This is a genomic window from Pseudomonas brassicacearum subsp. neoaurantiaca (assembly GCF_013608025.1).
Classification (GTDB): Bacteria; Pseudomonadota; Gammaproteobacteria; order Pseudomonadales; family Pseudomonadaceae; genus Aquipseudomonas.
Genome location: NZ_VDLV01000004.1, coordinates 197,500 through 216,845, shown reverse-complemented (window position 1 = coordinate 216,845; position 19,346 = coordinate 197,500). Strand labels below are relative to the sequence as shown.

The following is a 19,346-nucleotide window of genomic DNA, read 5'->3' as shown; positions in this document are numbered from 1 at the left end:
CGCTAGCATTAGCCGCTTATGTTCCTTCGTTGCGACGGTTTTCGATGAGTTATCAGGTTCTTGCACGTAAATGGCGTCCGCGCTCGTTCCGCGAAATGGTCGGCCAGACCCATGTGCTCAAGGCTCTGATCAATGCCTTGGACAGCCAGCGGCTGCACCACGCCTACCTGTTCACGGGCACCCGTGGCGTGGGCAAGACCACCATCGCGCGGATCATCGCCAAGTGCCTGAACTGTGAAACCGGCATCACCTCGTCGCCCTGCGGCGAATGTTCGGTCTGCCGGGAAATCGACGAAGGCCGTTTTGTCGACCTGATCGAAATCGACGCCGCCAGCCGCACCAAGGTCGAAGACACCCGCGAACTGCTCGACAACGTGCAGTACGCGCCGAGCCGTGGGCGCTTCAAGGTCTACCTGATCGACGAAGTGCACATGCTCTCCAGCCATTCCTTCAATGCGCTGCTCAAGACCCTCGAAGAACCGCCGCCCTACGTCAAGTTCATCCTGGCGACCACCGACCCGCAGAAACTCCCTGCAACGATTCTGTCGCGTTGCCTGCAGTTCTCCCTGAAGAACATGACACCGGAACGCGTCGTCGAGCATCTGACCCACGTGCTGGGCGTCGAGAACGTGCCGTTCGAAGATGACGCGCTGTGGCTGTTGGGCCGCGCCGCCGATGGTTCGATGCGCGACGCCATGAGTCTGACCGACCAGGCCATCGCTTTCGGCGAAGGCAAGGTCATGGCCGCCGATGTGCGGGCCATGCTCGGCACGCTTGATCACGGCCAGGTCTATGACGTCTTGCACGCATTGATCGAAGGCGACGCCAAGGCGCTGCTGGAAGCGGTGCGTCACCTGGCCGAGCAGGGACCGGACTGGAATGGCGTGCTCTCGGAGATTCTCAACGTGCTGCACCGTGTCGCCATCGCCCAGGCCTTGCCTGATGGCGTCGACAACGGCCACGGGGATCGTGACCGCGTGCTGGCGTTGGCCCAGGCGCTGCCGGCCGAGGACGTGCAGTTCTATTACCAGATGGGCCTGATCGGCCGTCGCGACCTGCCCCTGGCGCCGGACCCGCGCGGCGGGTTCGAAATGGTCTTGCTGCGGATGCTTGCGTTCCGGCCCGCCGATACGCCGGACGCGCCAAGACAAACGCTAAAGCCAGTGGGGATCAGCCAGGCCACAGCTGATTCCGCCAAGCCAGTGGCTGCCGCGCCCGTGGTTGCGCCGGCAGCGGTTTCTGCTCCGGCAGCGGTGGCGCCTGTAGCCCAGCCAATGCCGGCGCCTGTCGTTGCGACGCCCGAGCCGGAGCCGGAACCTGAACCGAGCGCCGAGGTACTCCCAGAGTCGGTCGTTGAAGAGGTCATCGACCTGCCTTGGAACGATCCGGTTGAACCGGAAGTCGTCCAGCAACCCGCCGTGGAGCCTGTGCTGGAAACCATCGCCGAGCAGCCTGAATTGCCGCCGATGCCCATGCCGACGCCGGACAGCGCAGTGCCTGACGCGCCGGAGTGGGTGGCGGCACCGGTGCCGGAGCCGACAGTGGCGGACGTCGATGTCGCCACGCCGGGCATTGACCTGGACGACGAGCCGCCGCTGGATGAGGATTACATCGAGCCGGACATGGATTCGGCCTACAGCTACCTGGACGACCTGGCCAGCGAGCATGCCGCCGAGCCGGCCCCTGAGCCCGAGCCGGAACCGGCGGCGATGCCGGCCACCGGATTGGCCCTGCAATGGCTGGAGCTGTTCCCCAAGCTGCAGATCAGCGGCATGACCGGCAGCATCGCCGCCAACTGCACGTTGATCTCGGTGGAGGGCGACCATTGGTTGCTGCACCTGGACCCGGCCCACAGCGCACTGTTCAACGCGACCCAGCAGCGTCGCCTCAATGATGCGCTGAACCAATACCACCAGCGCACCCTGACGTTGACCATCGAGCTGATCAAGCCCGAGCAGGAGACGCCGGCCCAGGCCGCGTCCCGTCGCCGTGCCGACCGACAGCGTGAAGCTGAGGATTCGATTCACAACGATCCGTTCATCCAGCAGATGATGCAACAGTTCGGCGCCGTGGTCCGTCACGATACTATCGAACCTGTCGAGGCCCCGGTCCCCCAGGGCTCATAACTGAAGGCGCCGGGCCGGGCAGGCCGGGCGCGTTGTTTATCCAAGTACTTTCGAGGTGATTCCCATGATGAAAGGTGGCATGGCCGGCCTGATGAAGCAGGCTCAGCAGATGCAGGAAAAAATGGCCAAGATGCAGGAAGAGCTGGCCAACGCCGAAGTCACCGGCAAGTCCGGTGGCGACATGGTGACCGTGGTCATGACCGGTCGCCATGACGTCAAGCGCGTCAGCATCGATCCAAGCGTGGTCGAAGGCCTGAGCGAAGACGACAAGGAAATGCTTGAAGCCCTGTTCGCCGCTGCCGTCAACGACGCGGTGCGCAAGATCGAAGCCAACAGCCAGGACAAGATGTCCGGCATGACCGCGGGCATGCAATTGCCGCCGGGCATGAAACTGCCGTTCTGATTCGCCATCCCGGTCGGGATGGGCTACACACAATGCCAGGCATCGCGCCTGGCATTTTTGTTTCTGTCGGAGCATGGGGTCTCTGTTCGACCGCTTTCGTCGGAACGCCGCCCGGAGCAAGCTCGCTCCCACAGTGGATCGAAGTGGTCTCGATTGCGAGTTTCGCAGCAGGTCCTATGTGGGAGCGAGCCTGCTCGCGAAGGCTGCACCGCGCCATACCGGAATAAACATCGAACACCGCCCCTTCGGCAATGGTCTGCTCCCTATACGTGTCCGCTCAACGAACAAGGAGACGCCCCCATGTCATCGATTTCCAACCAGCGCATCGTCCTGGCCTCGCGCCCCACAGGTGCGCCAACCGCTGAAAATTTTCGCCTTGAACACATGACGCTGCCGGATCTGGCCGAAGGACAGATCCTGCTCAAGACGCTGTTCCTGTCTCTGGACCCCTATATGCGCGGGCGCATGAGTGACGCACCGTCCTACGCCGCCCCGGTGCAAATCGACGAAGTGATGACCGGTGGCGCCGTTAGTCGCGTGGAGCGCTCGATGCACCCGAAATTCCAAGAGGGTGATCTGGTGGTGGGCGCCACGGGCTGGCAGAGCCACTGCATCAGCGATGGGCGCAATGTCATTCCCATCCCTTCAGGATTGCCGAGCCCTTCGATGGCGCTGGGTGTTTTGGGCATGCCCGGCATGACCGCCTACATGGGGTTGATGGACATTGGCCAACCCAAGGCGGGGGAAACCCTGGTCGTGGCGGCGGCTTCGGGCGCCGTGGGCTCGGTGGTGGGACAAGTGGCCAAGATCAAGGGCCTGCGTGTGGTGGGCGTGGCCGGCGGCGGCGAAAAATGCAAATACGTGGTCGATGAGCTGGGATTCGACGCCTGTATCGACCACAAGAGCGCGAATTTTGCCGAAGAGCTGGCTCGGGCCTGCGATAAAGGCATCGACATCTATTACGAAAACGTCGGCGGCAAGGTTTTTGAAGCCGTGCTGCCGCTGCTCAACGCCAAGGCGCGCATCCCGCTTTGTGGCTTGATCGCGTCCTACAACGATCATCAGCCGCCAAGTGGCCCGGATCGCCTGCCTCAGTTGCAGCGCACGCTATTGACCAAGCGTGTGCGTATCCAGGGGTTCATCGTGTTCGATGACTACGGGGACCGCCAGCCGGAGTTCATCAGCGCCATGGCCCCCTGGGTGCGCGACGGCAGGGTCAAGTTCCGCGAAGACGTTGTCGACGGGCTGGAGAATGCGCCGCAGGCGTTCATCGGTCTGCTGGAAGGGCGCAATTTTGGCAAGTTGGTCGTGCGGGTGGCGCGCGATTGAGTATTTGACGCTAATCGGAGGCGCGGGTATAAACCGCGTCTCGTTGTTATGTCGGACGTTTCCTCGATGAGCTTCAGCCCTTTGATCCGCCAACTGATCGATGCCCTGCGAACCTTGCCGGGCGTGGGTCAGAAAACTGCCCAGCGCATGGCGTTGCAACTGCTCGAGCGTGATCGCAGCGGCGGCTCGCGCCTGGCCCAGGCCTTGAGCCAGGCCATGGAAGGGGTAGGGCACTGCCGCCAGTGCCGGACCCTGACCGAGGACGACCTCTGCCCGCAATGCGCCGACCCGCGCCGGGACGACAGCCTGCTGTGTGTGGTGGAGGGGCCGATGGATGTCTATGCGGTGGAGCAGACCGGTTTCCGTGGCCGTTACTTTGTGCTCAAGGGGCACTTGTCGCCGCTCGACGGCCTGGGGCCTGAGGCGATTGGCATTCCACAATTGATGGCGCGGATCGAGGAGGCGGGCACGTTTACCGAAGTCATTCTCGCCACCAACCCGACGGTCGAAGGCGAGGCCACTGCCCATTACATCGCCCAATTGCTGAGCAACAAAGGCCTGGTCGCCTCTCGCATCGCCCACGGCGTGCCGCTGGGTGGGGAGCTTGAGCTGGTGGACGGCGGGACGCTGGCGCATTCGTTTGCGGGGCGTAAGCCGATCGCGTTGTAACTTCCGAAGAAGTCCCCTGTGGGAGCGAGCCTGCTCGCGAAGGCGGTGGGTCAGTCAGACATTATCTGCTGATCGTCCGCTTTCGCGAGCAGGCTCGCTCCCACAGGGAATATGTGTTTTGTCGGGGACAATTATTTTTCGCTGAGCGAAAACTGCGTCAGGCAGAACGTCGGGATGCCCATGTCTTCCAGGCGCTGGGAGCCAAGCAGCTCCGGCAGATCAATGATCGCGGCCGCTTCGTGGACCTTCGCGCCCATGCGGCGGATCAGGTTGGCGGCGGCAATCAACGTGCCGCCAGTAGCGATCAGGTCATCGAACATCACCACCGAATCCCCTTCGCACAGGCTGTCCGCATGGACTTCCAGGAAGGCTTCGCCGTATTCGGTCTGGTAACCCTCGGCCAACACGTCGGCCGGCAGCTTGCCTTGCTTGCGAAACAGCACCAAGGGCTTGTTCAACTGATAGGCCAGGATCGAGCCAATCAGGAAGCCGCGCGCATCCATCGCGCCGATGTGCGTGAACTCGGCCTCGACGTAACGGTGGGCGAAACTGTCCATGACCAGCCGCAGGGCGGTGGGTGACTGGAACAACGGGGTGATGTCGCGAAAGATCACGCCTGGCTTGGGGAAATCGATCACGGGGCGAATCAGGGATTTGATGTCGAAGGAGTCGAAGACCATCGTCGAGGTGTCCTGGCTGGCTGCAAACGCGGCAGTATAGCGCGGCGAGGCGAAAGCCTCAGCCGCGCAAGCGCATCAGCCTTCGACCGAGCCGCCGGCCAGGGCGCAGAGCTGGATCGGATCAAGGATATGGATTTCCTTGCCTTCGGCGGCGATCAATTCGCTCTGCTGGAAACGGGTAAACACCCGGGACACGGTTTCCACCGCCAGACCCAGGTAATTGCCGATTTCGTTGCGCGACATGCTCAAGCGAAACTGATTGGCCGAAAACCCACGGGCACGAAAGCGTGCCGAGAGGTTGACCAGGAACGTCGCAATGCGCTCGTCGGCGGTCTTCTTCGAGAGCAACAGCATCATTTGCTGGTCGTCGCGGATCTCGCGGCTCATGACTCGCATCAACTGGCGACGCAACTGCGGCAGTTGCAAGGCCAGCTCATCCAGGTGATCGAAGGGAATTTCACATACAGAAGTGGTTTCCAGCGCTTGGGCCGAGACCGGATGGGTTTCGGTGTCCATGCCGGACAGGCCCACCAGCTCGCTGGGCAGATGGAAGCCGGTGAGTTGTTCTTCGCCACCGTCGCTCAGGTTGAACGTCTTCAGGGCGCCTGAGCGCACAGCATAGACCGAGTCGAAGGCATCGCCCTGACGGAACAGGAACTCGCCCTTTTTCAAGGGACGCCCCCGCTTGACGATGTCGTCCAGCGCGTCCATGTCTTCCAGATTCAACGAAAGTGGCAGACAGAGAGGGGCCAGGCTGCAGTCCTTGCAATGGGCCTGGTTATGAGCGCGGGATTTGACTGGCTCGGACATTTCTTAAATCCTTGTGGGAAAAACACACATTAGACGTAAGGGTAACTCAGCGCACACCCTCCGGCCAGTGCGGCGTCACCGGCAAATTGTCGCGCTCAGATGACGCGGGAAAAACGCTGCCGGTTTTGCTGCTCCAGATAGGCATCGAACACCATACAGATCGAGCGCACCAATAGGCGTCCCGCAGGCAGTATCTGGAGGTGCGTATCGGTCAATTCGATCAGGCCATCGTCGGCCATCGCCTGCAACTGCGGCCATGACGACGCAAAATACTCACGAAAATCGATGTTGAAGCGTTGCTCGATTTCGGCGAACGCCAGGATGAAGTGGCAGATCAGCTGCTGGATCACCGCACGCCGCACTCGGTCGTCCGCATTGCACACAAGCCCGCGACTGGTTGCCAGTTGCCCATCGGCCAATGTGTTTTGATAGTGGTTCAGGTCGCTGCTGTTCTGGCAGTACAGATCACCGACCTGGCTGATGGCCGACACCCCAAGACCGATCAGGTCGCAATGACCATGGGTGGTGTAGCCCTGGAAATTTCGCTGCAGCGTCGCCTCTTCCTGAGCGATCGCCAGCTCGTCGTCGGGCAGGGCGAAGTGGTCCATGCCGATGTAGCGGTAACCGGCGGCGGTCAACTGTTCAATGGTGCCTTGTAGCATGGCCAGTTTCTGCTCGGGGTTTGGCAGGTCCTGGCTGTTGATGCGCCGCTGAGGCATGAAGCGCTCCGGCAGGTGGGCGTAATTGAACACCGAGAGGCGGTCCGGTTGCAGGTTGATGACTTCCTCGACGGTGCGCGCGAAGTTGTCCGGCGTCTGCTTGGGCAAGCCGTAGATCAGGTCGATGTTGATCGAGCGAAACTGCAAGGTCCGCGCGGCTTCGATCACGGCGCGGGTTTCTTCCAGGCTTTGCAGGCGATTGACGGCGCGCTGCACGACCGGGTCGAGGTCTTGCAGGCCGACGCTGACCCGGTTGAAACCCAGTTCCCGCAACAGGCCCATGGTCGACCAATCGGCTTCGCGAGGGTCGACCTCGATGCTGTAGTCGCCGGAGTCGTCGTCCATCAGGTTCAAATGCTGGCGCAGCTTGGCCATCAACTGGCGCAGCTCGTCGTGACTGAGGAACGTCGGGGTGCCACCGCCAAAATGCAATTGTTCGACGCGCTGGGCGGGGTCCAGATGGCAGCCGATCAGCTGGATTTCCTGCTCCAGCCGTTGCAGGTAGGCATGGGCGCGACCGCGATCCTTGGTGATGACTTTATTGCAGGCGCAGTAGTAGCAGATGTTCGCGCAAAACGGCACGTGCACATACAGCGACAGCGGCCTGATCGCCTTGCGGCTGTCGCGCAGGGCGTGAAGCAGGTCGAAGGAGCCCACCTGGCTGCCGAACTGTGCCGCGGTCGGGTACGAGGTGTAGCGTGGTCCCGCCAGGTCGTAGCGGCGGATCAGGTTTGAGTCCCAACGAATGGCGTCGAGCATGCGGGCGTTCCCCGGATAGGCTGGCATGGTCGGGAGTCTATGGGGGCGTGGGGACGGGGGTGTTGATTTGTGTCAACGGCGCATCAGCAGTCGTCGAGGGGCGACGTCTGTCCAGACCACTCAAGACCCGTGGCGAGGGAGCTTGCTCCCGCAGGCCTGCAAAGCAGGCCCCTACGATCTTCAGGCAGAACGCATTTAGCTGATATTGCGTCTGCTGCGCAGCCGAGCGGGAGCAAGCTCCCTCGCCACAGGGGCAGTTGCAATGATCGAGTTCATTCTCTCTGAATGGCTGGCAAAGATGGCGATTCGGTCAATGCCCCATGAGCCAATGCTGATGCGGCCCCGGCAGCGTCCAGATGCCGAAGACGATCACCAACAACCCGCCGGCCATGCGCACGCTGCGTTTGCGCAGCAGCGCGGTCACGCGCTCGGCCGCCAGGCCGGTGGCGAGTAGCACCGGCCAGGTGCCGAGGCCGAAGGCGAGCATCAGCAGCGCACTGTCCAGCGCATTGCCCTGGCTGGCAGACCACAGCAGGGTGCTGTAGACCAATCCGCACGGCAACCAGCCCCACAGCGCGCCGAGCAGCAAGGCCCGAGGCACGCTTGACACCGGCAGCAGGCGATTGGCGACGGGCTGGATGTGCCGCCACAAGCCACGGCCGATGCTTTCGATGCGGGTCAGGCCGCTCCACCATCCGGCGAGGTACAGGCCCATCGCGATCAGCAGCAAACCTGCCAATACGCGCATGATCATGGCCGCCGGACTGTTGGCGACGGCCCAGCCGGCCAGGCCGATCAGCAAGCCGGCGGTGGCGTAGCTCAGGATCCGCCCCAGGTTGTACGCCAGCATCAGTCGGAAGCGCCGGCTGCGTTGTTCCTTGGGAATCGCCAGCGTGAGGGCGCCCATCAGGCCGCCACACATGCCCAGGCAATGGCCACCGCCCAGAAGGCCAAGGATGACGGCTGAAACCAGCAGCGGTGCCAGGTCAAGCATGGGGCGGCGCCTTGTCGTCCGGTTTTTTCGCCTCGCCACTGGCTTCGTCCACGGCCGCCTGATGGTTAGGGTCCTGGTCGTCGAACAGGATGCTGTGGGCCGGACCGTCGAGGTCGTCGTACTGTCCGCTGTCCACGGCCCAGAAAAAAATGTACACGGCGATGGCCACGATCAGCAGCGCGGCCGGGATCATCACGTAGAGAGCTGGCATGTCGGAACTCCATGCCCGCGCGGCTCAGGCCGGCAGCGGACGGGTATCGGGCGTGGCGTCGAGATCCTGCGCCTGCGGTTGACGGGTCAGCCTCAGCGCATTCAGCACCACGGTCAGCGAACTGATGGACATGCCGACCGCGGCCCATACCGGCGTGATCCAGCCGAGGGCGGCGAACGGCAACATGAGCCCATTGTACAGCGCTGCCCAGGCCAGGTTCTCGATGATCACCCGGCGGGTGCGCCGGGCCAGGCTGAAGGCATGGATCAACGCATCGAGGCGATTGGACAGCAGCACGGCGTCGGCGCTGGTCTTGGCCAGGTCGGTGGCTGAGCCCATGGCGACACTGATATCCGCCGCCGCCAGCACTGGTACGTCGTTCACGCCGTCGCCGAGCATCAGCACTTTGCGACCTTGCTGATGCAATTGTTGGAGCACCGCCAGCTTGTCGTCCGGGCGCAAGCCGCCGCGGGCTTCATCGATGCCAAGCTCGGCGGCGACGCTGGCAACCATCGGCGAGCTGTCGCCCGACAGTAACAGCGTGCGCCAGCCGCGGGCCTTGCAGGCGGCCAGCAGCGCCGGGGCATCCGTGCGCAAACGATCGTCGAGGACAAACCAGGCCAGTGGTCCGACGTCATTCCCCAACAGCAGCCATTGTCCGGGTTCGTCCGGCATCAACGGTACGGTGGCGCCACTCGGTTCGCAGACAAACACCGGATGGCCGATGCGCAATCGCTGTTCGCCCACTGAGCCTTCCAGACCCAAGCCCGGGAAGCTTTGGACGTGCTCGGCGGCCAGCGGCGCGCGACCGAAGGCCCGGGCAATCGGGTGCTCGGAGCGATTTTCCAAGGCCGCGGCCAAGGCCAGGCACCGGTCGCTGTCGAGCGCCGCGAGCGGTCGAATGGCGCGCAACGCCAGGCGGCCTTCGGTTAGGGTCCCGGTCTTGTCGAAAATCACCGTGTCGATCTGATTCAGGCCTTCCAGCACATGGCCTCGAGTCAACAGCAGCCCGAGTTTGTGCAAGGTCCCGGTGGCAGCGGTCAAGGCAGTCGGCGTTGCCAGCGACAGCGCGCAAGGGCAGGTCGCGACTAGCATTGCCAGGACAATCCAGAACGCGCGGGACGCATCCAGGTAACACCACAACAGGCCGATCGCCGCTGCGGCGATCAAGGAAAACAGCAGGAACCATTGGGCTGCGCGGTCGGCGATTTCCGCCAGTCGTGGTTTTTCGGCCTGGGCCCGTTCCAGCAGCCGCACGATGGCTGACAGCCGGGTGTCATGGCCCAGCGCTTGTACTTCGACGGTCAGGGCGCCGTCGACATTCAGCGTACCCGCCGTGACCGCGTCGCCGGCCTGGCGGGGTTGTGGCAGGTATTCGCCGGTCAGCAACGATTCATCGACGCTGGATTGGCCTTCGAGAATCCTGCCATCGGCCGGCAGGATCGCGCCGGGCTGGACCAATACCCGGTCGCCCGTGCGCAGTTCGCTGAGCAGGATGCGCTCGCTCTGGCCGCGATCATCCAGGCGCAGGCAAGAGGCGGGCAGCAGGTTGACCAATTGCGCGGTGGCGGCAGCGGTGCGTTCCCGGGCCCGGCGTTCAAGGTAGCGGCCGGCGAGCAGGAACAGGGCAAACATGCCGACCGCATCGAAATACAACTCGCCGGTGCCGGTGATGGACGTCCAGATCCCTGCGATGTAGGCGCTGCCGATGGCCAGGGACACCGAAACGTCCATGGTCAGGTGGCGAGTGCGCAGGTCGCGCATGGCGCCTTTGAAAAACGGTGCGCAGCTGTAGAACACGATGGGCGTTGTCAGGAATAGCGCGACCCAGCGCAGGATGGTGTGCATCTCGGGGCTCAGGTCGATGTTGAATTCCGGCCAGGTGGCCATGGTCGCCATCATCGCCTGGAACCACAGCAAACCGGCTACGCCCAATTGGCGCAGGGCCAGGCGGTTCTGCGCGGCGAGCTGCTCGCTGGCCTGATCGGCCTGGTAGGGGTGCGCGGCGTAGCCGATCTGGCGCAGTTCGGCGAGCAATGTACTCAGCGGCAACTGAGCATCGGCCCAGCGAACGTGCAGTCGATGGTTGGACAGGTTCAACCGCGCCTCGGCCACGGCCGGCAAGGCGCGCAGGTGTTTTTCGATCAGCCAGCCGCAGGCCGCGCAACTGATGCCTTCCATGAGCAAGGTGGTTTCGGACAGGTCGCCTTCATGGCGGACGAATGACTGCTGCACGTCTGGGCGATCGTACAATGCCAGCTCATCGGTCAATTGGACGGGCAAGGTCTCGGGGTTGGCCGACGCTTCACTGCGATGCTGGTAATAACTTTCCAGACCGCCGGCGACGATAGCCTCGGCCACCGCCTGGCAGCCTGGGCAGCACAGCTCGCGAGTCTCACCGAGGACAACGGCGGTGAAGCGGCTGCCGGGAGGGACGGGCAGGGCGCAGTGGTAGCAGGGTTGTGGGGTGGTCATGGTTGTCGCATGAAGGCCTTTTGTGGCGAGGGAGCTTGCTCCCGCTCGGCTGCGCAGCAGTCGTGATTTCAGTACGCAATATGCCTGAGGAGTGCCGGATTACAAACAAGGCCGCTTCGCGGCCCAGCGGGAGCAAGCTCCCTCGCCACAAAAGCAGCTTACTTCTTCAGGTCTTCAGCGCCTTGCAGCGGCTCGTCGCCCAGCAGGATGGCCTGGTCGTGGTTGACCTGCTCTTCTTCGAACAGACGCCAGGTCTTGTCGTTCTCAACACCCAGCAATTCGACAAAGCGCCGACCTTCGATCTTGTCCGCCAACTGGCCAACGTAGCGGCCCGGTTCGCTGTCGTTGCGGGTCAGGACAATCTTGCGGTCCTTCTCCGGCTGCGTCGGCGAGATCAGGCTCAGTTCCACGGTCTGGGGCCGGCTGTTGCCGTTCAGGCGCAGGTTCACTTCGCCAGTCAGGTCGTCCAACTGCACATTGGCATGCAACTGCAGGGTCTGGGCCAGCAGTTCGCGCTCCAGCGAGCGGTTGATGCCTTTACCTGCTTCGTAATAGTTGTCGTTGACCAGGTTGTCCGGATTTTTCACCGCAATGGTCACCATGGTCAGGCTCAGCGTTACCGAGCAGGCGAGGATCCCGATAATGATCCACGGCCAAAGGTGTTTGTACCAAGGGCTGGTGGCGGTTGCTGCAGGCATGTTCATTTCTCTCAACGAGTCTGTGGGCCGATGAACCGGCTCTTGGCTTCGACATGTACGCTTTCGTCATCGGCGTCCTTGAGGATGAAGATCACCTCATTGGTGCTCGACGGCAGTTGTTCCGGTGCGCTGGACAGTTCGACCGGCTGGCTGTAGATCTCGCCAGCCGCGACCTTGATTTCCCGTCGGCCTTGCAGCTTGAGGTCAGGCAAGCCAGCGGCTTCGAGGACATACGTATGGTCGCGCTGGTCCTTGTTCATGATCTTCAGGCTGTAGACGTTCTCGATCCGGCCTTCGGCGTTTTCGCGATAAAGCACGCGGTCCTTGCTGACGTCGAAACCCACCAGCGATCGCATGAAAAACGCGGTGACCAGCAGGCTGACCATCGCCAGCAGCACCAGGGCGTAGCCGATCAGACGCGGGCGCAGTTTATGGGTTTTCTGCCCCGAGAGGTTGTGTTCGGTGGTGTAGCTGATCAGGCCGCGCGGATAATCCATCTTGTCCATGATGTTGTCGCAGGCATCGATGCAGGCTGCGCAGCCGATGCACTCGATCTGCAAGCCGTCGCGGATGTCGATGCCAGTGGGGCAGACCTGGACGCACATGGTGCAGTCAATGCAGTCCCCAAGGCCCAGCGCCTTGTAGTCGATACCTTTCTTGCGCGGGCCACGGCTTTCACCGCGACGTGGGTCATAGGAAACGATCAGGGTGTCTTTGTCGAACATCACGCTCTGGAATCGAGCGTAAGGGCACATGTAGATGCATACCTGTTCACGCAGCCAGCCGGCATTGCCGTAGGTGGCGAGGGTGAAAAAGCCGACCCAGAAGTACGACCAGCCATCGGCCTGGCCGGTAAAGAATTCGAAGACCAGCTCACGGATCGGCGTGAAGTAGCCGACGAAGGTCATGCCGGTGACGAAACCGATCAGCAGCCAGAGGCTGTGCTTGGTGAATTTGCGCAGGAACTTGTTGGCGCTCATGGGCGCCTTGTCGAGCTTGATGCGCTGGTTGCGGTCGCCTTCGGTGACCTTCTCGCACCACATGAAGATCCAGGTCCAGACGCTTTGCGGGCAGGTGTAGCCGCACCAGACCCGCCCGGCGTACACGGTGATGAAAAACAGGCCGAAGGCGGCGATGATCAACATCCCCGACAGCAGGATGAAATCCTGGGGCCAGAAAGTGGCGCCGAAAATAAAGAATTTGCGTTCCGGCAGGTTCCACCAGACAGCCTGGTGACCGCCCCAATTCAGCCAGACCGTGCCGAAATACAGCAAGAACAGGAATGCTCCGCCGACCATTCGCAGGTTGCGGAACAGGCCGGTGAAGGCGCGGGTGTAGATTTTTTCCCGAGAGGCATACAGGTCGACGCTTTTGTTGGCGTCCTTGGCAGGCGGGGTAACGTCATGTACCGGAATCTGGTTGCTCATCAATTGCATCCCACGGCAGTGGAAAAACGCCGAGGCCAGTACGTGCCGACCACGGTCAGAAAGGGTGTTGCAGTGGCGCAATGATACGCCTGTCGCTCTGGCCCAAGGGTGCGACCTTTGGTCGCGTTGGGTGTCTGGGCCGAATGGTGTAGCGGATGTAACAAGTCATGACCTGGATCAATTGACTATAGACAGAGCATGGCGTTGGCGGAGATTGGAAGGGGCGGCTTCGCCGCCCAGCGGGAGCAAGCTCCCTCGCCACAGGATTTGTGTTTCGGAGCAAATCCTGTGGTGACCGCTGATTTATTCCTCGTCCAAATCTTCCTCATCGATCAGCCCTTGAACGAAGCGGAGGAAATTCGAGCAGACCAGCTTTTCGGATTGAGCCTGGTTCTCTTCGGAGCTAAGGTCGCTATCGAAGCTATCAGTCGTGAAATAGCTAACGGCTTCGGTATCAAGGTTGAGGCAAAAGAAGTTGCCACCCCAATCATTTGCGAAAGGCAAGAGATGCGCAGGAAGCACCTCTTTCTTCAGCATCAACTGATAGGTGGATAGCACCGTGGAGTCAGCGCCAGTAATTGGCTTGAAGGCGGCCACTTCCAGTGGCTCGTCGAAGTCATCGCCGACCCAGTAGGTGCGCTCCGGCACGCCGCCGTTGTACTTGAGGTAATGGTTTCTAAAAGGCGTGGGTAGCTTCTTGCCAATAGCGGACTCCAAAAGATCCAGGTCCGCTGGCGTGATGGCTGCTTCGTCATCTGAGAATGTATTTTCAAGCATCGTTACTCTCCGTTTATGAGCAGCGCCCAGGTTTGGCTTTCGGTATCTTGTTGGCCAGCCAACCTTTTTTTGAGGCCGCAAGGACTGACTCAGTGCTCTCGTACTTAACCTTGAAGTGTTTTTCATATTGCGCGACTGAACCACCATGCGGGAACGTAGCCTCATGTGCGGCTGTTTTAACGAGTTGCATCGTGGTTGTACCGGTTTTGGGGTTGAAGTCATCTACGTGGTGCCAGGTGTAGCCAGTCGCTGCTTTCTTCGAGATACCGGCCTCTTTAAAAGCCTGCGTGAAGTCGCGCCCCCTTGCACCTTGCATCTTGATGGTCACGATATTCTTTTGTGAGCCCGTTGTCGGGAACAGGTCACTGCTTCCAGTGAAGTCTACCCCTGCAAACGCCCAGCCCCATGGATCCGCCCAACCGATAGGGTTCGGAGCGTATTGGTAGAGATTGAGCCCACCTTCCAACCCAATCGGATCCGGTGTGGTAAACCGCCCCACATCCGGATCATAAAACCTGAACGTATTGAAATGCAGCCCTGTTTCCCGATCCAGGTATTGGCCTTGGAACCGCAGGTTCTGCTCTTCGATGTAATAAGCCTCGCGCACCTCTTCCAGCGTGTTGCCCCACACCCGATACGTGGCGTGCCAAACGTTGTGCCCATCGGCTTCGGTGAGTTGTTCCGGCAGGCCGTTGAGGTCGTTGTGGTAGTAGCGGATCTTTTGCAGCGGGCCGCTGCCGTCGACGCGGGCCAGGGGTTCGTAGCCGTCGTCTTCGTAGAGGTACAGGCTGGTTTGCTGGTGGCGGTGTTCCTGCAACAGGCGCAGGCCGTCCCAGGTGAAGCGGGTTTCCCCCAACGGGTAACCCTTGCTGTCGTGCTCGGCCTTGGCGATACGCCGGCCCAACGGGTCGTAGGCCATTTTTACCACGCTGCCGTTGTCGTTGCGCACTTCGATCAAGCGGCTTTCGGCGTCGTAGGCGAATCGCTGGACGCCGCGTTTGGCGCTGCGTTTTTCGATCATCCGGCCAAAGGCGTCGTAGCGGTAGCGCTTGTCCTGGTAGGTCAGCACTTTGTTGTGCACCACCAGTCCGGCGCCCGGTGCCGGGCCGTCCAGCAGGTTAGCGGCGGCGTCGTAGCTGAAGGTTTCGCGCTGGCCGTGCAGGCTGTCCTGGCTGGCGATGATGCGGCCGGTGGCGTCGTAATGCAGGAGCTGGCGCTGTTGCGCGGCGGGTTGCTGGTCGAGCTTGCCGATGAGATTGTCGGCGGGGTCGTACTCGAAGTGTTTTTGCACTGCCGCTGGCAGCAGCGAGGGTTGACCGCTGTGCCGGCGTTGCCGTGCGCGCAACCGGCCGCTGCGGTCGTATTCGCTGCGGGTGCTGATCTGCCCTTGGGTGCGCAGCACCTCGCGGTGCAGGCGGTCGCGTTCGAAGTCGCTGATGACCTGGCCGTCGAGGTTGATCTGGTGCAGGTGGCCGCTGCCGTAGTACAGGCGGTTGACCCAGCGGCCATCGGGCAACTGCGTCTGGATCAGGTTGCCCAGTTCGTCGTAGTGATGTTGCAGGCTGCCGGCGGCGCTGTTTTCGGCGAGCAATTGGCCGAGGGCGTCGTAGGCGAAGCTCAGCGTCTGGGCGTTGCCTTGCCGGTCGGTGAAGGTGACGGCGGTGAGTTGGTCCAGCGGGTCGTAGCTGTATTCGGTGCGGCCATCGTCGGTGACTTTGGCGAGCAACCGGCCCACGGCGTCGCGTTCCAAGCGATGGACAATGGGCGCTGGCAGGGTTTCGGGAATGATCGCCAGGCCCGTGCCGTACGGCGCGGGCATCGCCGTCACCGCCGCGACGTTGTCGAGGCGGTCGTAGTCGTAGCGCTTGGCACTGCCGTCCAGGTCCTGTTGTTCGCTCAACCGATCCCCAGCATCCCAGGCAAACCGGTAGCTCTCGCCATTTTCGTTGATCAGCGCTTGCAGCCGGCCAAAGCTGTCGTAGGCAAATTGCACCTGCCGGCCCTGGGCATCGGTGCGTTGGCGGACCTGGCCGCGACGATTGTGCTGATAGTGCGTGGTGTGCCCGGCCGGGTCGGTGTAGCCGGTGAGCCGGCCGGCCGTGTCACGCTGGTAGCGTTCCGTGCGACCGTCCGGCAATTGGCTGCTCAGCAGCCGGCCTTGGGCGTCGTAGCTGAATTGGGTGCGCTCACCGAGGGCGTCGGTGATGGTTTGAAGATAACCGCGCGTGTCATAGCTGAAACGCGTCGGGTACCCTGAGCAATCGACGTGTTCCACCAATTGGCCGAACGGGTTCCAGCGCAGCTTCTTGCTTTTGCCGGTGGCATCGATGATTTCGACGACCTGGCCATGGGTGTCGTAGCGGTAACGCGTGACGTGGCCCAGAGGATCGGTTTCCGCCGTGCAGTTGCCGCGTTGATCGTAGCGGTACGTCCAGCTATTGCCGGCGGCATCAGTGTCTACCAGCGGCAGGGCCCAGTGTTCGAGCCAGAGGGTGGATTCGCTGCGGCCCAACGGGTCGGTTTCGCTGATCAGGTTGCCGGCGTCGTCGTAGCTGAATTCATACTGGCCACCCTGTGGATCGGTGGCGCTGAGCAATTGCCGCTCATCGTTCCACTCGAACAGCCACGTCTGGCCGAGGTTGTCGCTGAACCGGATGATCTGGTGCTGGCTGTTCCAGTGGCGGATGCTGGTGCGTTGCAGGCTGTCGATGATGCGGGTGATACCGGACTTGAGGTCATAGTCGAACTGGTAGGCGTCGCCCTCATCAGTCCAGTGCCGGACCACGCGCCATTCCTGGTCATCGATCAAGGCCCATTCGTAGAAGCAGCGCAGGCCCGCGGGCAGTTGGTGTTCGACCATCCGCTGACCAGCGTCATAACAGAAACGCCGTTGCACCTGGTTGCCAGCGTCGCGTACTTCGGCAAGATTGCCCGATGCGTCGTAGGCGTAGCTGACCAGTACTTCCCGCGATTGATCAGGGTAGAGGCGTTGAATCTGGCTGACGCGTTCGCCTTCGCGAATCAACTCGACCTGCACCAGATCGAAGGTGTCGCGCAGCCGCACCAGGCGTCCGCCCTCGTCATAGTCGAGGTGAATACGGTTGTCGTTGCGGTCGCCCAGTTGGCTCAGGCGCAGGTGCGATGGATTGGCCGGCGAGGGCTCGAACAAGCGGTACAGGCCGTCCTCGCTCTCGATCAGCAATTGCCCACTGGCATGGCGGCGCACCGCCAGACCTTCGCCGGCACTGAACACCGCGCCGCCCAACGGGATCGAGCCCATGTCGATGGGGCGCGCCTGTTCGTCGGTGTAGACCAGGGTTTCGCCGCCGTCGGGGTGGGGCAGGATGTCGACTCGTACCTCATAAGTCACGCTCCAGCCGGCACCGAACAGGCTGTCGCAACGCTCGTCACGGCTGTTGTAGAAGCGTTGCCAGTCGATCGGCAGAATGCCGGGCAAGACGAAGTCCAGCTCTTCACCGCCGCCAAGCACCTTGGCGCCAGTAGCGGCATGCACCGGGTTCGACGAACCCAGGGCGGCATTGGCGGCCGCGTTCGCCGCGCTGCTGGCGGCCATGGACACCGCGCCGCCCACGAGCATGCACGGCAGCTTGCTGAAGAATTTGCCCTTGCCGCCCTTGAGCATCAAAAGTGCCGTGACCGCCAGCCCCACGCCCGGGGTCTTGCCGCTGCGGATCTCACGCACCACCACCGAGCCGCCGCCGATGGTCACGTTGGGCGAAATCAGCCCGGACGACACCACCGTCGCATCGCAAGTGCTGCGGTCGCCGCTGCGCACGGCGGGCTGGCCGTTGATGGTGACCTTGTCCGAGCCTTCGGCCATGAACTGCGGTGGCATCGGCGGATGCTTCATGCAGATGACCAGGTCTTCCGGCTTGGGTATGGCGCCCGGCGCGGGCGTGGCGACAGTGGGGCGCCACATCTGCGAGAAGAACGCTCCCGCCATATCCAGGTAGCTGGGCTCTTCTTCCGGCTCGGGGGCTCCAAGCTCGGTGCCGGCCGGGGCGACGTGGGATTGAATCGCCCCGGCGGCGCGGGCCGCGGGGATGTTATTGGTGAGGGTGTCGGTGGAGCCGGTGAGGATGTTGGCCTGCACCGTGGGCGGAAACAGGGCGTTGCCGATGCCCTCGCATATATTGCTCAGTCCCTTGTCGGCCCCGGTCTTGCTCATCGCCAGGCCGACGATGGTGCCCACCACCAGGCCCAGGACGAAGCAGCCCAGGCCGCCAGTGACCACGGTGATGCCGGTGGCGGCGACCACGGCGGCGGTTGCCACGGCAGTGATCGCGATGTTCGCCGCCACCTCCAGCACGCCGCCAAGGATATCGGCCATCATCGAGGTGTGGTTGAGTGCATCGCCCAGGCGGGCAGCCCAGAGCGCGTCAGACATGTACGAAGCCCAGGCTCATGCCTGTGTGCTGGAATGGTTCGCTGCGTTTCATTGCGCCTGTCTCCCTGGCGGTAAATAGTGGGTCCGTCGTGATATCAGCTTGACCAAGGGTTGAGCAACGCCACGCCGCTGCTCTGGAAATCCACCACGTTACGCGTCACCACGGTCAGCCCGTGGACCAGCGCGGTGGCGGCAATCAACGCATCGCATTCGTTGCTGCGGTCGGGAACATGAAGACGCGCGCAGCGAAGGGCCACGGCGCGGTCGACGGCGAGAATCCTGCCGGCAAACGTGGGCATGACGTGGTTGTCTAGCCATGCACGCAAACGACTGCCTTGCACCGGATCCTTGCGTTCGAAGCGCAAGACGCCGGTTTCCAGTTCCAGTACGGTAATCGCCGAGACGTAGAGGCTGGGGGCGGGCACGCTGCGCGCCCAGGCCTGCACGTTTTTATCGGCTTGGGGTTTGCGCAGCTCCGAGATGACATTGGTATCGAGTAGAAACATTCAGGACAGATCCACCGAACGGGGCGTAATGACGGCACGCTCGGTATCGAAGTCGATATCCGGCGCATCGGGCATGACCAGTAACTCGACAATGCTGGCGCCAACGCCGGTCAGTTTCTGGTACTCCTCAATGCTTAGCAGCACATGGGCTGGCTTGCCACGGTCGGTGATGATGACCGGGCCTTCACGGGTGGCTTTTTTGGCACCACTTGTGTCGTGGTTGAATTCGCGGCTGGAAATAGTGGTGACGGACATGCTGGCGTCCCCCAGGAAAATCGAATGTAGGCACGTTACTACTCGCGCCGGGTGCAGGCAAGGGGAAACAGGCTCGCGATGTTTCGACGGTCAGTAAAAA

General features: G+C 62.2%; 16 protein-coding genes. 4 read left to right on the top strand and 12 right to left on the bottom strand.

Features of this window, described 5'->3' with window-relative positions:
• The first annotated feature begins 44 nt into the window (after nucleotides 1-44).
• The 4 genes from dnaX to recR all read left to right on the top strand — a co-directional run bounded on the left by dnaX (nucleotide 45) and on the right by recR (nucleotide 4,527).
• Entirely contained in the window at nucleotides 45-2,126 is a 2,082-nt protein-coding gene (dnaX, locus tag FHK92_RS04105) for a DNA polymerase III subunit gamma/tau (protein ID WP_181286940.1), read from the top strand.
• 64 nt (nucleotides 2,127-2,190) lie between these two features.
• Entirely contained in the window at nucleotides 2,191-2,529 is a 339-nt protein-coding gene (locus FHK92_RS04100) for a YbaB/EbfC family nucleoid-associated protein (protein WP_025212712.1), read from the top strand.
• A 300-nt stretch (nucleotides 2,530-2,829) separates the two neighbouring features.
• A complete protein-coding gene (locus FHK92_RS04095) occupies nucleotides 2,830-3,858 on the top strand; it encodes an NADP-dependent oxidoreductase (RefSeq protein WP_030140890.1) in 1,029 nt (342 codons plus the stop codon).
• Between the two features lie 66 nt (nucleotides 3,859-3,924).
• Nucleotides 3,925-4,527 (top strand): recombination mediator RecR, encoded by a 603-nt coding sequence (gene recR / locus FHK92_RS04090; RefSeq protein ID WP_181286939.1) that lies wholly within the window; start codon nucleotides 3,925-3,927, stop codon nucleotides 4,525-4,527.
• Between the two features lie 131 nt (nucleotides 4,528-4,658).
• On the opposite strand, the gene FHK92_RS04085 is transcribed toward recR, so the two are convergent.
• From FHK92_RS04085 to FHK92_RS04030, 12 genes are all read right to left on the bottom strand, one after another.
• Nucleotides 4,659-5,207, bottom strand: coding sequence for an adenine phosphoribosyltransferase (locus FHK92_RS04085; RefSeq protein WP_003183509.1), 549 nt, complete (start codon nucleotides 5,205-5,207; stop codon nucleotides 4,659-4,661).
• Between the two features lie 75 nt (nucleotides 5,208-5,282).
• Complete coding sequence (gene fnr, locus FHK92_RS04080; protein ID WP_181286938.1) at nucleotides 5,283-6,017, bottom strand: fumarate/nitrate reduction transcriptional regulator Fnr; 735 nt, start codon at nucleotides 6,015-6,017, stop codon at nucleotides 5,283-5,285.
• Between the two features lie 95 nt (nucleotides 6,018-6,112).
• The gene (hemN, locus tag FHK92_RS04075; protein ID WP_181286937.1) at nucleotides 6,113-7,495 is read right to left on the bottom strand and encodes an oxygen-independent coproporphyrinogen III oxidase; all 1,383 of its coding nucleotides are present in this window, start codon (nucleotides 7,493-7,495) and stop codon (nucleotides 6,113-6,115) included.
• 310 nt (nucleotides 7,496-7,805) lie between these two features.
• Entirely contained in the window at nucleotides 7,806-8,489 is a 684-nt protein-coding gene (locus FHK92_RS04070) for a sulfite exporter TauE/SafE family protein (protein ID WP_181286936.1), read from the bottom strand.
• Nucleotides 8,482-8,700 carry a cbb3-type cytochrome oxidase assembly protein CcoS gene (gene ccoS / locus FHK92_RS04065; protein ID WP_181286935.1) on the bottom strand — a complete coding sequence of 73 codons (219 nt, stop codon included), beginning with the start codon at nucleotides 8,698-8,700 and terminating at the stop codon, nucleotides 8,482-8,484. The genes FHK92_RS04070 and ccoS overlap by 8 nt, the downstream gene beginning before the upstream one ends.
• A gap of 24 nt (nucleotides 8,701-8,724) precedes the next feature.
• Nucleotides 8,725-11,175: a heavy metal translocating P-type ATPase gene (locus tag FHK92_RS04060; protein WP_181286934.1), complete on the bottom strand. Its 2,451-nt coding sequence runs from the start codon at nucleotides 11,173-11,175 to the stop codon at nucleotides 8,725-8,727.
• A gap of 158 nt (nucleotides 11,176-11,333) precedes the next feature.
• Nucleotides 11,334-11,873, bottom strand: a complete 540-nt coding sequence (locus FHK92_RS04055) for a FixH family protein (protein WP_181286933.1) — start codon at nucleotides 11,871-11,873, stop codon at nucleotides 11,334-11,336.
• 11 nt (nucleotides 11,874-11,884) lie between these two features.
• Nucleotides 11,885-13,300: a cytochrome c oxidase accessory protein CcoG gene (ccoG, locus tag FHK92_RS04050; protein ID WP_181286932.1), complete on the bottom strand. Its 1,416-nt coding sequence runs from the start codon at nucleotides 13,298-13,300 to the stop codon at nucleotides 11,885-11,887.
• A gap of 303 nt (nucleotides 13,301-13,603) precedes the next feature.
• A complete protein-coding gene (locus tag FHK92_RS04045; protein ID WP_181286931.1) occupies nucleotides 13,604-14,077 on the bottom strand; it encodes an SMI1/KNR4 family protein in 474 nt (157 codons plus the stop codon).
• Between the two features lie 13 nt (nucleotides 14,078-14,090).
• Nucleotides 14,091-18,485: an RHS repeat-associated core domain-containing protein gene (locus tag FHK92_RS04040; protein ID WP_181286930.1), complete on the bottom strand. Its 4,395-nt coding sequence runs from the start codon at nucleotides 18,483-18,485 to the stop codon at nucleotides 14,091-14,093.
• A gap of 95 nt (nucleotides 18,486-18,580) precedes the next feature.
• Complete coding sequence (locus FHK92_RS04035; protein ID WP_181286929.1) at nucleotides 18,581-18,991, bottom strand: type II toxin-antitoxin system VapC family toxin; 411 nt, start codon at nucleotides 18,989-18,991, stop codon at nucleotides 18,581-18,583.
• The gene (locus FHK92_RS04030; RefSeq protein ID WP_181286928.1) at nucleotides 18,992-19,246 is read right to left on the bottom strand and encodes a type II toxin-antitoxin system Phd/YefM family antitoxin; all 255 of its coding nucleotides are present in this window, start codon (nucleotides 19,244-19,246) and stop codon (nucleotides 18,992-18,994) included.
• Between the last annotated feature and the right edge of the window lie 100 nt (nucleotides 19,247-19,346).

What these genes read in the sequence shown, in the direction of transcription:
- FHK92_RS04055 (WP_181286933.1), bottom strand. Translation starts at nt 11,873, where the DNA reads ATGCCTGCAGCAACCGCCACCAGCCCTTGGTACAAACACCTTTGGCCG.
- FHK92_RS04060 (WP_181286934.1), bottom strand. Translation starts at nt 11,175, where the DNA reads ATGACCACCCCACAACCCTGCTACCACTGCGCCCTGCCCGTCCCTCCC.
- hemN (WP_181286937.1), bottom strand. Translation starts at nt 7,495, where the DNA reads ATGCTCGACGCCATTCGTTGGGACTCAAACCTGATCCGCCGCTACGAC.
- FHK92_RS04045 (WP_181286931.1), bottom strand. Translation starts at nt 14,077, where the DNA reads ATGCTTGAAAATACATTCTCAGATGACGAAGCAGCCATCACGCCAGCG.
- FHK92_RS04035 (WP_181286929.1), bottom strand. Translation starts at nt 18,991, where the DNA reads ATGTTTCTACTCGATACCAATGTCATCTCGGAGCTGCGCAAACCCCAA.
- dnaX (WP_181286940.1), top strand. Translation starts at nt 45, where the DNA reads ATGAGTTATCAGGTTCTTGCACGTAAATGGCGTCCGCGCTCGTTCCGC.
- FHK92_RS04100 (WP_025212712.1), top strand. Translation starts at nt 2,191, where the DNA reads ATGATGAAAGGTGGCATGGCCGGCCTGATGAAGCAGGCTCAGCAGATG.
- ccoS (WP_181286935.1), bottom strand. Translation starts at nt 8,700, where the DNA reads ATGCCAGCTCTCTACGTGATGATCCCGGCCGCGCTGCTGATCGTGGCC.
- FHK92_RS04085 (WP_003183509.1), bottom strand. Translation starts at nt 5,207, where the DNA reads ATGGTCTTCGACTCCTTCGACATCAAATCCCTGATTCGCCCCGTGATC.
- ccoG (WP_181286932.1), bottom strand. Translation starts at nt 13,300, where the DNA reads ATGAGCAACCAGATTCCGGTACATGACGTTACCCCGCCTGCCAAGGAC.
- FHK92_RS04030 (WP_181286928.1), bottom strand. Translation starts at nt 19,246, where the DNA reads ATGTCCGTCACCACTATTTCCAGCCGCGAATTCAACCACGACACAAGT.
- FHK92_RS04095 (WP_030140890.1), top strand. Translation starts at nt 2,830, where the DNA reads ATGTCATCGATTTCCAACCAGCGCATCGTCCTGGCCTCGCGCCCCACA.
- FHK92_RS04040 (WP_181286930.1), bottom strand. Translation starts at nt 18,485, where the DNA reads ATGTCTGACGCGCTCTGGGCTGCCCGCCTGGGCGATGCACTCAACCAC.
- FHK92_RS04070 (WP_181286936.1), bottom strand. Translation starts at nt 8,489, where the DNA reads ATGCTTGACCTGGCACCGCTGCTGGTTTCAGCCGTCATCCTTGGCCTT.
- fnr (WP_181286938.1), bottom strand. Translation starts at nt 6,017, where the DNA reads ATGTCCGAGCCAGTCAAATCCCGCGCTCATAACCAGGCCCATTGCAAG.
- recR (WP_181286939.1), top strand. Translation starts at nt 3,925, where the DNA reads ATGAGCTTCAGCCCTTTGATCCGCCAACTGATCGATGCCCTGCGAACC.